At 71.4% G+C, this 12187-nt stretch carries 12 protein-coding genes; 9 read left to right on the top strand and 3 right to left on the bottom strand.

The annotated features are described in order from the left end of the window. The first annotated feature begins 60 nt into the window (after positions 1–60). Together ABD893_RS13260 and ABD893_RS13255 are read left to right on the top strand one after the other, a co-directional pair. Positions 61–1098, top strand: coding sequence for a LacI family DNA-binding transcriptional regulator (locus ABD893_RS13260; protein WP_345081042.1), 1038 nt, complete (start codon positions 61–63; stop codon positions 1096–1098). A 5-nt stretch (positions 1099–1103) separates the two neighbouring features. Next, complete coding sequence (locus ABD893_RS13255; protein WP_345081039.1) at positions 1104–2384, top strand: alpha/beta fold hydrolase; 1281 nt, start codon at positions 1104–1106, stop codon at positions 2382–2384. A gap of 130 nt (positions 2385–2514) precedes the next feature. On the opposite strand, the gene ABD893_RS13250 is transcribed toward ABD893_RS13255, so the two are convergent. Continuing rightward, positions 2515–3492, bottom strand: coding sequence for a formylglycine-generating enzyme family protein (locus tag ABD893_RS13250; protein ID WP_345081036.1), 978 nt, complete (start codon positions 3490–3492; stop codon positions 2515–2517). Continuing rightward, on the bottom strand, positions 3489–4433 hold the full coding sequence (locus ABD893_RS13245; protein WP_345081033.1) for a ribokinase: 945 nt from the start codon (positions 4431–4433) through the stop codon (positions 3489–3491). Before ABD893_RS13245 ends, ABD893_RS13250 begins: the two co-directional genes overlap by 4 nt. Before the next feature lie 196 nt (positions 4434–4629). Between ABD893_RS13245 and ABD893_RS13240 the strand changes: the two genes are divergently transcribed. Next, positions 4630–6012: an exo-beta-N-acetylmuramidase NamZ family protein gene (locus ABD893_RS13240; protein WP_345081030.1), complete on the top strand. Its 1383-nt coding sequence runs from the start codon at positions 4630–4632 to the stop codon at positions 6010–6012. Between the two features lie 13 nt (positions 6013–6025). Then, positions 6026–7801 carry a glycoside hydrolase family 3 protein gene (locus ABD893_RS13235; protein ID WP_345081027.1) on the top strand — a complete coding sequence of 592 codons (1776 nt, stop codon included), beginning with the start codon at positions 6026–6028 and terminating at the stop codon, positions 7799–7801. Positions 7802–7808: 7 nt separating this feature from the next. Here the strand turns inward: ABD893_RS13235 and ABD893_RS13230 are convergent, their stop codons facing one another. After that, on the bottom strand, positions 7809–9068 hold the full coding sequence (locus tag ABD893_RS13230) for an MFS transporter (protein WP_345081025.1): 1260 nt from the start codon (positions 9066–9068) through the stop codon (positions 7809–7811). Between the two features lie 137 nt (positions 9069–9205). On the opposite strand from ABD893_RS13230, the gene ABD893_RS13225 reads away from it, so the two are divergent. The 5 genes from ABD893_RS13225 (at position 9206) to ABD893_RS13205 (ending at position 12170) form a co-directional block, all read left to right on the top strand. Next, positions 9206–9802, top strand: a complete 597-nt coding sequence (locus ABD893_RS13225) for a helix-turn-helix domain-containing protein (RefSeq protein ID WP_345081022.1) — start codon at positions 9206–9208, stop codon at positions 9800–9802. Next, positions 9799–10014, top strand: a complete 216-nt coding sequence (locus ABD893_RS13220) for a hypervirulence associated TUDOR domain-containing protein (protein ID WP_345081019.1) — start codon at positions 9799–9801, stop codon at positions 10012–10014. Before ABD893_RS13225 ends, ABD893_RS13220 begins: the two co-directional genes overlap by 4 nt. 67 nt (positions 10015–10081) lie before the next feature. Then, a complete protein-coding gene (locus tag ABD893_RS13215) occupies positions 10082–10489 on the top strand; it encodes a GNAT family N-acetyltransferase (protein ID WP_345081016.1) in 408 nt (135 codons plus the stop codon). A gap of 49 nt (positions 10490–10538) precedes the next feature. Continuing rightward, entirely contained in the window at positions 10539–11423 is an 885-nt protein-coding gene (locus ABD893_RS13210) for an aldo/keto reductase (protein ID WP_345081014.1), read from the top strand. Positions 11424–11672: 249 nt separating this feature from the next. Next, positions 11673–12170, top strand: a complete 498-nt coding sequence (locus tag ABD893_RS13205; RefSeq protein ID WP_345081011.1) for an FBP domain-containing protein — start codon at positions 11673–11675, stop codon at positions 12168–12170. The last annotated feature ends 17 nt before the right edge of the window (positions 12171–12187 follow it).

Below are 12187 nucleotides of genomic sequence, written 5' to 3'. Positions count from 1 at the left end.
ACTCCAGGGAACTGTGGCCGGTCGCGGACTGACCGCGCGGCGTCGCGAGAGGAGGAGCAGATGAAGCGCTCTCCCGTGCCGCGCAGCACCGTGACTCTGGCCGACGTCGCCCGGGCGGCGGGGGTGTCCCTCGCGACCGCCTCCTTCGTGCTCTCGGGCCGCGGCGGCTCCCGCTCCGCCGGTTCCGCCTCCACGAAGGCGAAGGTGCGCGAGGCTGCGACAACGCTGGGCTATGTGCCCAACCGTCATGCCCAGGCCATGCGCACCGGCCGCGGCGGCGGCATCGTGCTCACCCTGGGCACCCTGGATGATCCCTGGGCCGTGCAGCTGACCACCCAGGTGCGGGACGACGCGCTCGTGCACGACCTCTCCACCCTGGTCCTGGCCGACGAGCGCTGGTACGAATACCTGCTCGGCGCCTCCGCCGACGCCGCCCTGCTGACCAGCATCGACTTCGTCCAGGACGGTCCCGACCAGGTTCGCCGCCTCGCCGCCTCGACGCACAGCGGGATCGTCGCCTTCACCGCGCAGATGGAACCGGAGGACTTCGACGTCGTCTCCTCCACGCCCGTCCACGCGATCCGCCGCGCCTATGAGCTGCTGCGCGCCCGCCACCCGCGGGTCCAGCTGCTCGCTCCCGATCTCGAACGGCGCCCCGGCGGCACCCTCGCCCATCCCCGCACCGGCGCCTTCCTCGAGGCGGTGCGTGAGCACGGCGACGGGCCCGCGGAGGCGCTCGTGCATGTCGTCCCCGAAGGCAGCCACGAGACCTACCTCGCGGCGCTCGACTGGCTGCAAGGGCCCGACCGCCCGGAGGCGGTCATCTGCTTCACCGGCTATCAGGCCGTGGCGCTGCAGCTCGCCGCCGAGCGGGTGGGACTCAATACCCCGGACGACCTCGAGTTCCTCTCCATCGGTGACGTCCCCGCGAAGACCGAGTTCTTCGGCCCGATCAGCTACTACGGGGTCGACGACGTCTTCGTGCGGCTCTCGAGCATCATCATCGACCGCGCGATCGACCGCGAGGACACTCCCGGCCGCCTCATCACCTTCGACTGGGAATTCTTCCCCGGCACCACCACCCGCCACGACGAATGAGCGATATGACCTCCTGGATCCTGCCCGGCCTGCAGCTGCGAGATATGACCCTGCCCGTCCCGCTGGACCACGCCGATCCCACCGGCGCGCAGATCGAGGTGTTCGCCCGGGTGATCGCCGAGGACGGCGGCGAGGGCCGTCCCTTTCTCGTCTACCTGCAGGGCGGCCCCGGCTCCGAGGCCCCCCGCCCGCTCTCGCCCGGCTCCACGCCCTGGCTGCCCCGCGCCCTGCGCGAGCACCGCGTGGTGATGCTCGATCAGCGCGGCACCGGCCGCTCGACCCCCGTCGGCCCCGACACGACGCTGCCCGAGGGCGCGATCCCCGGCGCCGCGACCCTGCGCGAGGCGACCGCCGCCCAGCAGGCGCACTACCTCACCCATTTCCGAGCCGACGCGATCGTGGCCGACGCCGAAGCGCTGCGCGAGCACCTCGGGGCGGCGACCTGGTCGCTGCTGGGGCAGTCCTTCGGCGGCTTCACCACCCTGCGCTACCTCAGCGCCGCCGCCGGCAGCGTCGAGAAGGCCCTGTTCACCGGGGGCCTGCCGACGGTCGGCCCGGATATGGACGCCGTTTATGCGACCACCTGGCAGGGCATGATCGGGCGCAGCGAGCGCTACTGGTCCCGCTTCCCCGGCGACCGCGACCGCTTCCGCCGCCTCGCCGACGCGGCGGGCGCCGGGCGCCTCCGCCTCCCGGACGGACAGCGGGTGGGGGTGGAGCGGCTGCGCCGACTGGGCCATCTGCTCGGCGCCTCCCAGGGGGCGGAGCGACTCCACTACCTGCTGGACCTCGACCCCGCCTCCCCGGCCTTCGTGCACGATCTCGGCGCCGCGCTGCCCTTCGGCGGCCGGAACCCGCTGTATGCGGTGATCCATGAGAGCTGCTGGGCCGACGGCACCTCCACCCGCTGGACGGCGGACCGCATGATGCCGGCCGAGGTGCGTGAGGACCCGACCCTGCTGGGCGGCGAGCACATCCACCGGGACCTCTTCGCCGAGGATCCGGAGCTGGAGATGTGGGCTGAGGCCGCGGATCTGCTCGCCGAGCACGACTGGCCCCGGCTCTACGACGAGCAGGCCCTCCGCGCCGCCGACGTTCCCGGCGCCGCCGCGGTCTACTACGACGACGCCTATGTGCCGCGCGAGTACTCGATGGCGACCGCCGCGCTGCTGCCCGGCCTGCGTCCCTGGGTCACCAGCGAGTACGAGCACAACGGATTGCGCGCCGGCGGCGACGCGGTGCTGGACCACCTGCTCGACCTCGCTGCGGGGCGCCGCGCCGCCTGAGGTCGGCGCTCAACGCCAGCTACCAGCGGCGTCTCCTCATAATGGACGTCCTGCCGAACATCTACCAGCCGTCCTGCCGGGCAACTAGCAGTCCTCCTGCCGGGTGCGGGCCAGCCCCGCCACCCGTCGCTCAGGCGTCGACCGCGAGCCGGAAGCCCTTGTTCCCGCTCGCATCCTCGGCGGCGGTCGAGGACCGGGCCGCGACCCGGTAGCGATTGCAGTACGAGTCGTGGCACAGGTAGGACCCGCCGCGCATCACCCGCACATCCCCGGTGAGCGACTGCGACTGCCCGGTGGTCCACGCATCGCTGCACCACTCCCAGACGTTCCCCGCCACCTCGTAGAGCCCGAAGCCGTTGGGCGGGAAGGACCGCACCGGGGCCGTGCCCAGGTAGCCGTCCTCGAGCGTGTTGCGCACCGGGAACCCGCCCTGCCAGATGTTGCAGCGGTGCTGCCCGCCCGGGGTCAGCTGGTCGCCCCAGGCATAGCGGGCCTGGACTAGGCCCCCACGGGCGGCCTTCTCCCATTCCGCCTCGCGCGGCAGGCGCATCCCGCACCAGGCGGCGAAGGCCTCCGCGTCACGCAGCGAGACGTGCACGACGGGATGGGTCCCGCGATCCTCGAGCGTGGAGCAGGGCCCTTCCGGCTGATCCCAGCGCGCCCCGTCGACCGCCCGCCACCAGGGTGTACCGGGCGGTTTCCGGCTCGCCCGGCGCAGCTCCGGCTCGAGCAGAGCGCCGAACACGAAGGACCAGCCGAACTCCTCCGCCTCGGTGACATAGCCGGTCTCGCCGACGAACGCGGCGAACTCGGCATTGGTCACGCAGGTGGCATCGATCCGGAAGTCAGGCACCTCGACGCTGCGCACCGGCGATTCGCCGTCGCCGCGGTTCCGGTCCGCATCCTCGGTGCCCATCTGGAATGCGCCGGCCTCGATCAGCACTGCCCGCTCGGCGCGCGCACGCACCTGCTCGACGGGCGCGGCGAGCGACAGATCCGGTGCGGTCGGCGACTGCGACTGCGACTGTGACTGCGCCTGAGACCGCGCCGCGGCATCCGCACTCCCACTCAGCTCCGCCCGTCCCGCCGCGCAGCAGCTCCCGCTCATGCCCTCACCCCGTCCGCCAGCAGCTGCTGGACCTCGTCGAGTCCAGGGATGCTGGGGGAGGCCCCGCGCCGGGTGACCGCGATCGCCCCGGCCGCTCCGGCCTGCTGGATCGCGTCGGTCAGCCCCTGACCGCCGGCGAGCCCCGCGGCGAGATAGCCGGCGAAGGCGTCCCCGGCTGCGGTGGTGTCCACCACCGTGACCGGATGGGGCGCGATGTCGAGCACCTCGTCGCGCGTGACCAGCACGCTGCCCGCGCCCGCCATGGTGATCAGCGCGGCGCCCACCCCGCGCTGAAGGAACCAGCGCCCGGCACGCACCGCCTCCTCGCGGCCCGCCACAGCGATGCCGGTCAGCAGCGCCGCCTCGGTCTCGTTCGGGGTGACCACATCGATCAGCGGCCAGATCTGCTCGTCCAGCTCGCGCGCCGGGGCAGGATCCAGCACCACGGTGAACCCTCGCGCCCGTGCACCGCGGATCGCGTGCAGGGTGGCGGCCGCGGGGATCTCCAGCTGGGTCAGCAGCACCCCTCCCGTCGGCGCGGCCTCGTCGAGCGCCGCATCGATCTGGTCCGCGCCCAGCGCATCATTCGCCAGCGGCACCATCACGATGTCGTTCTCGCCGGCGCCGTCCACCCGGATGTGCGCGATGCCTGTCTGCCCGGGCACCTCGCGCAGGTGCGTCAGCTCCACCCCCGCAACGGACAGTCCCTCCCGCACCAGCGGGGCGAACAGGTCATCCCCCACGCAGCCCACGAAGCGGGTCTCCGCCCCGGCCCGCGCCGCGGCCACCGCCTGGTTCGCGCCCTTCCCGCCCATCACCAGCGAGAACGCGTCCCCGAGCAGTGTCTCGCCAGGCCCGGGCAAACGCGCCGAGAAAGTGGTCAGATCCACCGTGGCCGAGCCGATCACGAGCACCTGGCCGCTCTGCTGACTGCTGCTCATAGGCATCGGGTCTCCTTCATCGCGTTCCCGCGGCGTCCACCACCGCGCAGACCTCACGGTAGCCCGAGCGCCACGCAGTCCCACATGGGCAGTTTCTGCAATCGGTGGCGGTTCAGCACACAGGGTTGTTAGCGTGCATGAGCGTGCGCCGCCGTGCGCACGCACACGATCCGACAATGATGACGGAGGTCCTCTCGTGAATCAGCCTGCCCCCAGAAATCCTCGCCCCGCGGCCGACGCGACCGTGCGCCCCGCACGCCGCCGAGTCCTCGCCACCCTCGGCGCCCTCCCTGCCGGAGCGGTCCTCGCCTCCGCCGGCGCCGCACAGGCCGCCCCCGCCGGACGCGACAAAGGCAAGGGCCAAGGACATGGAAAGGGGAAAGGCAAGGGGAAGGGCGGCTTCCGGCTCGGCATCGAGAATCTGCTGGAGCCGGAGAGCCTCGAGACCCTGCGCGGAGCGCGCGTCGGCCTGATCACGAACCCCACCGGCACCGACAGCGAGCTGCGCTCCACCATCGACCTGCTGGTCGCCGCGCAGGCGGACGGCGGCTTCACGATGGCTGCCCTGTTCGGCCCCGAGCACGGGGTGCGCGGCGCCGAGCCGGCCGGCGGCTCCGTCGGCGACTACATCGATGAGAAGACCGGGCTGCCGGTGCGCTCGCTGTACGGCGCGACCCAGAATCCCACCCCGGAGATGCTGGCCGACGTGGACGTGCTGGTCTTCGACATCCAGGACATCGGCACCCGCTTCTACACGTACATCTGGACGCTCTACTACGCGATGGAAGCAGCAGGTGAGAACGACAAGCGGTTCGTGGTGCTGGACCGCCCGAACCCGCTGGGCACCGATGTCGAGGGCTTCGTGCTCGAGCCCGAGCTGTCGAGCTTCGTGGGCCTGCGCGAGATCCCGCAGACCCACGGCCTCACCGTCGGCGAGCTCGCCCAGCTGTTCAACGGCGAGTTCCTCGACGGCGCCACCACTCTCGAGGTGATCGCGATGAGCGGCTATGACCCGGAGGACCCGGCGGCCGCGGATCTGCCCTGGGTGCTGCCCAGCCCGAATATCCCCACTCCGGACACCGCGGTGGTCTATGCGGGGACGGGCCTCATCGAATCGCTGAACATCTCCGAGGGGCGCGGCACCACCACGCCCTTCCTATGGTTCGGGGCCCCGTTCATCGGGGAGGCACAGATCGACGCGATCATCGCCGACCTGCAGAGCGCGGAGCTGCCGGGGGTGCTCTACCGGCCGATGTTCACCACGCCCGCCTCCTCCAAGCACGCCGGCGCGTTCTGCGGCGGCCTGCAGCTGCACGTCACCGACGCCGACGCCTACGAGCCGGTGCGCACCGGCATCCACGTGCTCGCCGCCCTGCTGCGGAACGTCGACGAGGTCGACTGGCGCGAGGGGGAGGACTGCCGCACCGAGGCGGACGTCTGCTGGATCGACAAGCTCTCAGGCACCAAGCGCACCCGCGCGATGCTCGAGGCCGGGGACAGCCCGGAGTCGATCGTCGCCGCCTGGGGCAAAGAGGCCCAGCGCTTCTCCGCCACCACCCGCAGCTACCACATCTACTGAGCAGGAGCACGGCATGACCTCCCACCACAGTCTCAGCCGCCGCGCCTTCAGTGCCGCCGCACTCGGCGGCCTCGGCGCCTCCATCACCCTGCCCACCGCCGCCCATGCCGCCCCCGGCGGCCCCGCCGCCCCTGCCGGCAAGAATTCCGGCCAGATCGACGAGCTCCTCGCCGGCATGAGCCTCGAGCAGAAGATCGGCCAGCTGTTCGTGGCCGTCGGCTACGGGTCGACGGCCCATGCCCCGCACCCCTCGAACACCAGCTCCACCGGCGTGGACACCATCGCGGAGATCGTTCGCACCCACCACGTGGGCGGGCTGATCTACTTCGTCTGGAGCGACAACCTCCAGGACATCGAGCAGATCGCGACCCTCTCGAACGACGCCCAGGACGCCGCCCTCGATTCCGGCGGCATCCCGCTGGTGATCAGCGCCGACGAAGAGCGGGGCGTCGTCTTCCGGCTACCCGCTCCTGCCACGCCGCTGCCGGGGCAGATGGCGCTCGGTGCCACCGGCTCCCACGCCCACGCTCGCAAGGCCGGGGACATCGTCGGCACCGAGATGCGGGCAGCCGGCCTCCACCAGGCGTTCTCCCCGGTGGTGGACGTCAACATCGAGGCGCAGAACCCGGTGATCGGGGTGCGCTCCCTCGGCGCGGACCCCAGCGCGGTCGCACGCCTCGGCGCCGCCCAGATCAAGGGCATGCAGAAGGCGAACTGCTCGGCCGCGGCCAAGCACTTCCCCGGCCACGGCGACACCGCGACCGACTCCCACCTCGGACTCCCGGTCATCGACCACACCCGCGAGGAGCTCGACACCCTGGACCTGCCGCCCTTCATCGCGGCGATCGAGGAGGGCGTGGACAGCATCATGACCGCGCACATCGTGGTCCCGGTGCTGGATGATTCGGGGGTCCCCGCGACCCTGTCGCACCCGATCCTCACCGGTCTGCTGCGTGAGGAGCTCGGTTTCGAGGGTGTGATCGTCACCGACTCGCTCGCGATGGAGGGCGTGCGCACCCTGTTCGGCGATGCCCGGGTCCCGGTCGAGGCGATCCTCGCCGGCGCCGACCAGATGCTCATGCCCCCGGATCTCGTGGTCGCCATCGGAGGCGTGCGCGATGCGGTCGCCAGTGGCGAGATCACCGAGGAGCGACTGGACGAATCGGTGCGACGCATCCTCGCCCAGAAGCTGCGCCGCGGACTGTTCGACCAGGTCCATGTGGATCCCGCGACCGCGGCCGACGCGATCGGGACGGCCCGCTCGGTGCGCACCGCCCAGAAGATCGCCGACGACGCCGTCACCCTCATCAGCGATGACGCCGGCGCGATCCCCCTCGCGAAGGGTGCCTCGGTGCTGGTCACCGGCGCTGGCACGGCGGCGAAGATCGACGTGGCCACCCAGGCCCTGGGGGCGCACGGGCTGCAGGCGACCTCGCTCGCCGGCGCGACCCCGGAGGCAGCTGCCGCCGCGGCGACGGACGTCGACGTGGCGCTGGTGTTCACCTCGTCCTCCGGTTTCACGACCCCCGCCTCCCAGGTGGCGGTGGTGGCGGCGCTCGCCGCGACCGGCACCCCCGTCGTGCACGTCTCGCTGCGCAATCCCTACGACGTGGTGCATGTGGGAGAGGTCGCCGCATCGCTGGCCGCCTACGGCAACTCCGACTGCAACTTCGAGGCGGTCGCCGGAGCGCTCGCCGGGGACGTGACCCTGCGCGGCACGCTCCCGGTCCCGATCCCCACCGCCGACGGCACGGGGGAGGCCTACCCGCTCGGGCACGGCCTGCGCTGAGGCACCCTCAGCCGAGCGGCGCGGGTGCGGAGGCGGTCCCTTCGTGCGCGCGCCGTTCGGCCGCTTCCCGGGCGAGACGCCGCCGGCGGGCTGTCACCCAGCCCGCGGTGAACACCAGCCCGGCCACCACCATCACCGCAGTCATCAAAGCGATCACCACGGAGAAGGTGACCTGCAGGGACACCAGCGACAGCAGCGCGCTCGAGGTGATGATGCCCAACGCATTCGCAGTGCGCAGCAGCGCGAACACCTCTGCGCGGTGCTCCGGGGCAACGAGGTGGTCCAGCACCAGCGAGTAGTAGGTCGCCAGCGGCGCGAGCACCGCACCCACCAGCAGGGCGCCGATCACGGTGGCGGCCACCGAGTTCCCGAAGCCGACGGCGGCGACGCCGAGCGCGGTCACCGCGAGCCAGGCGAGCACGGTGCGGCGACGCGGCATCCGGTTGTGGACGCTCACCCAGATCCCGCCGACGATCGAGGAGGCGCAGATCGCGACGGGGAAGAGCACGCCCCAGGCCGCGGGCAGGCCGAAGGAGACCGCCATGGAGACCGCGCCGATCTCGATCGCGGCGATCGCAGCAGCACTCGCCCCGCCGCACACCAGCCACAGCACGATCATCGGGGTCAGGCGCAGACGGCTGCGCCGCTGCTCCGGTCCGGGCGCAATGGCAGTCGCGATGCGCGGCAGCAGCACCATCGGGCCCATCCCCAGCACCACCATCGCCCAGGCCGCAGCCTGAGGCGAGTAGCTGCCCAGCACCGCGGCGAGCACCGGGGAGGCCACGAAGGTGACCTCGTTGAGGGTCGCGGCGACACCGAGTGCGCGCGGCAGTCGTCCCGCGGGCACCAGGTGGTTCAGCACCGCCCGCAGATTCCCATAGGCGGCGCCGTTGACCAGGCCCGCGAGCGCAGCCCCGGCCACCACCAGCGCGAAGGGGGCATGGAGCCCCGCGAGCACCGCGATCCCGATCAGGGCCAGCGTGCGCAGCCCGATCAGGACCCGCAGGAAGGGGATCGGCGAGAAGCGTCGGCCCAGCCGCGTGATCGGCACCGCGCCGAGCACCTGCGCGATCGTCATCGCGAGCATCATCGCGGCGCCGCTGGCGGCATCGCCGGTCAGGGGCAGCGCGATCAGCGAGAAGGCGATCGGCGCCGCGGCCTGCGGCACCGCGAAGGAGCCGTAGGACACGAACCAGCGCAGCAGCGCTCCGTCCGGACGGCGCAGCGGGGTGCGCTGCACAGGGGCGACGGCAGTGCGTCCGGCCATGGGGGACCTCCTTCGAGGCGCGGGGGAGCAGGGGAGATATCTTCTCTGCGCAACATAGTGCGCATTGCTGTCGGTGCGCAATATAGTTCCCGTCACCCTGGCTAGGATCGGACGACCAACACCACGAGGAGGCCCGGATGAGCGGTGGGATGCGCCCCGCAGTCGTCGCGCAGCTCGGCGACCGGATCCGCGCTGCCCGCCAGCAGCAGGACCTCAGCGTCGGCGCCCTCGCCGAGCTCAGCGAGGTCAGCCGTCGGATGCTCACCCAGATCGAGCTCGGCCAGGCGAACCCCTCGGTCGCGACCCTGGACCGCATCGCCGCCGGGCTCGGCACCACCTTCGCCGCCCTGATGGGGGTGGGGGCCGATGGCGCTCCGGTGGGGGTCGAGATCTGGTCGACCGACGCCGGCAGCTGGTCCGTGCTGCTGGATGCGGTGGACACCGAGACGCTCTCGGTCGAGACCTGGAAGTGGAAGCTGCTGGGCGAGGACGCCTACGAGGGCGGGGCTGGCATCCCGCTGCCCGGCCTGATGCATCACGTGATCGAGGGTGCGCTCGAGATCGACACCGGGGACGACGTCCAGGTCATCGAGGCCGGCGGCTCCGGCAGGATCGTCACCGGCGGCGCCTACCGCTACCGTGCCCACGAGGGCCAGGCGGCGGTGTTCTTCACCGTCGCGATGCTCGCACGCCCGGCGCGGGGATCAACCGAGCAAGGAAGAGGAAAACCATGAGCACAAAATTCTCTGTCGGAGACCACGTCAGCTGGAACTCCGAGGCGGGGCACGTCTCCGGCACCATCACCGAGGTCCATACGAAGGACTTCGACTACAAGGGCCATACCCGCCGCGCGAGCGAGGAGGAGCCTCAGTACTCGATCAAGAGCGACAAGACCGACCACGTCGCCGCGCACAAGGGTTCCGCGCTCCAAAAGCTCTCGAGCTGACCTCGACGGAGCAGGGATTCTGCGGAACCCCTGACGTGGCCGGGTCGCACCCTGCACACTGAGACTTATGGAACCCACGGATCCGCTCCGCTATGCCTGGCGCGAGGCGATCGACGACGAGGAGCTCTCGACCCTGCATTCCGCAGCTTTCGACCTCGAGCACGGGGTCCAGCCGTGGAGCGAACGGCTCGAGCGCTACTCGCTGGGCTGGATCACAGCCCGCCGCGGCGAGACCCTGACCGGCTTCTGCAACGTCATCACCGACGGCGGGCGCCACGCCTTCCTGCTCGACGTCGTCGTCCATCCTGAGCATCAGGGCACCGGGGTCGGCCGCTCCCTGGTGCTGCACGCGATCGAGAAGTGTCAGTCCACCCCGGTGCAGTGGCTGCACGTCGACTTCGAAGCGGACCTCGGCGACTTCAACATGGCCGACGGCCTCTTCCGACGGAGCACCGCAGGGATCCTGAAGGTCTGAGCCGTCCGCGCGGTCGCGCCACCACCTCGCATCGGCATACGCTTACCTCATGACGACCCCCACCCGCCGCATCGGCTCCCTGTCTGTCTCTCCTCTCGGCCTCGGCGCCATGCCGCTCTCGATGGGCCGCGGTGAGCCCGCCCCGCACGACCGCGCGATGGCCACCGTCCACGCCGCCCTCGACGCCGGCGTCACCCTGCTCGACACCGCCGATATCTACGCCCCCACCTGGGACACCATGGGGCACAACGAGAAGCTCGTCGGCGAGGCGCTGCGCAGCTGGCAGGGCGATCGCTCGGTCGTGAAGATCGCCACCAAGGGCGGCATCACCCGCTCCGCCGACGGTGGCGGCCGTGACGGCTCGGCCGCCTATCTCCGCTCCGCGCTCGAGAAGTCGCTGACCGACCTCGGCATGGACTCCGTGGACCTCTACTACTGGCACCGACCCGACCGCAGCATCCGCTATGCGGACGCGGTCGAGGTGCTCGCCGCCTTCCAGCAGGAGGGCCTGATCCGGGAGGTCGGCATCTCCAATGCGAACGTCGAGGAGATCGACGTGGCCCGCGACGTGCTGGGCGAGGGTGGCCTCGCCGCCGTGCAGAACGAGTTCTCCCCGACGTTCTTCCACACCAGCCGGAACGAGCTGCGGCACTGCGGCGAGCACGGCATCGCCTTCGTGCCCTGGTCGCCGCTCGGCGGCACCGGTGGCGGCGCTGCCGCAGTGGGGGAGCGGTTCCCGCAGATCCAGCGCGTGGCCGAGGCGCACACGGTCAGCCCGCAGCAGGTCGTCCTCGCCTGGGAGCTCTCCCTCGGTGAGCACGTGATCCCGATCCCGGGAGCCAGCCGCCCCGAGTCGATCACGGACTCCGCACGCGCGATGGGTCTTGAGCTCAGCGCCGAGGAGCTTGAGCAGCTCAGCCAGATCATCGCCTGAGCTGAGCGTGCTCGGCGCCTGAGCGCTGCGCCGCTATTGCGTTGCCACACCTGGCGCAGAGGCGTACCGTGGCGGCGTCCAGGACAGGAAGAGAGACGGCATGCGCACCACGCCTGCAGGAAGCGGGGCGGCCCACGAGGCCTGCTCGGTGTGAGCTGGCGTGCCTGCACGCCAGTCACCGCTGACCGTCATCTCCCGCGCCGGGACCCCGCCATCGGGGTGCTCCCGTGCGCTCTCCTTGAGGACCCCATGATTGCCCTGAACTCTGCACAGATCCGCTCCAGCTTCGTCAACGCCACCAAGGGTGACGCCACCCGGGCCGAGCTGCCCGACCTCTCCGCCGTGCGCTGGGAGGCCATCGACTACCTCGGCTGGCAGGACGCCCGAAGGCCGCAGCTGCACTACGTGGTGCTCGAGGTCGACGGCGAACCCGTCGGCCTGATGCTGCGCGGCACCGGCCGCCCGCCGAGCCGCAAGATGCTCTGCGCCTGGTGCGAGGACGTCGTCGACGGCGTCCGAGCCGCATCTTTCGTGGCGCCCCTGGCAGGAGCTTCCGGCCGTCGCGGCAACACCATCGGCACCGCGATCTGCGCCGACTTCCGCTGCTCGCGCAATGCGCGCCGCGCCCCGGCCGCATTCGAGCTGCGCACCAAGGACCCGGAACTGCTCGCCTACCATCGCGATCAGCGCATCGCCGGCCTGCAGGAGCGCAGCGCGGGCTTCGCCCGGGCAGTCCTGCGCGGCTGAGTCCTGCACGACTGAGC

This window comes from Brachybacterium paraconglomeratum (assembly GCF_039541415.1).
Taxonomy (GTDB): domain Bacteria; phylum Actinomycetota; class Actinomycetes; order Actinomycetales; family Dermabacteraceae; genus Brachybacterium; species Brachybacterium paraconglomeratum_A.
The sequence above is the reverse complement of the archived record's forward strand: the minus strand, read 5'-3'. Positions and strand labels throughout refer to the sequence as shown.

Coding starts and splice junctions, on each gene's coding strand:
- ABD893_RS13260 (WP_345081042.1), top strand. CDS start 61: ATGAAGCGCTCTCCCGTGCCGCGCAGCACCGTGACTCTGGCCGACGTC.
- ABD893_RS13225 (WP_345081022.1), top strand. CDS start 9,206: ATGAGCGGTGGGATGCGCCCCGCAGTCGTCGCGCAGCTCGGCGACCGG.
- ABD893_RS13205 (WP_345081011.1), top strand. CDS start 11,673: ATGATTGCCCTGAACTCTGCACAGATCCGCTCCAGCTTCGTCAACGCC.
- ABD893_RS13215 (WP_345081016.1), top strand. CDS start 10,082: ATGGAACCCACGGATCCGCTCCGCTATGCCTGGCGCGAGGCGATCGAC.
- ABD893_RS13220 (WP_345081019.1), top strand. CDS start 9,799: ATGAGCACAAAATTCTCTGTCGGAGACCACGTCAGCTGGAACTCCGAG.
- ABD893_RS13255 (WP_345081039.1), top strand. CDS start 1,104: ATGACCTCCTGGATCCTGCCCGGCCTGCAGCTGCGAGATATGACCCTG.
- ABD893_RS13210 (WP_345081014.1), top strand. CDS start 10,539: ATGACGACCCCCACCCGCCGCATCGGCTCCCTGTCTGTCTCTCCTCTC.
- ABD893_RS13250 (WP_345081036.1), bottom strand. CDS start 3,492: ATGAGCGGGAGCTGCTGCGCGGCGGGACGGGCGGAGCTGAGTGGGAGT.
- ABD893_RS13230 (WP_345081025.1), bottom strand. CDS start 9,068: ATGGCCGGACGCACTGCCGTCGCCCCTGTGCAGCGCACCCCGCTGCGC.
- ABD893_RS13235 (WP_345081027.1), top strand. CDS start 6,026: ATGACCTCCCACCACAGTCTCAGCCGCCGCGCCTTCAGTGCCGCCGCA.
- ABD893_RS13245 (WP_345081033.1), bottom strand. CDS start 4,433: ATGAGCAGCAGTCAGCAGAGCGGCCAGGTGCTCGTGATCGGCTCGGCC.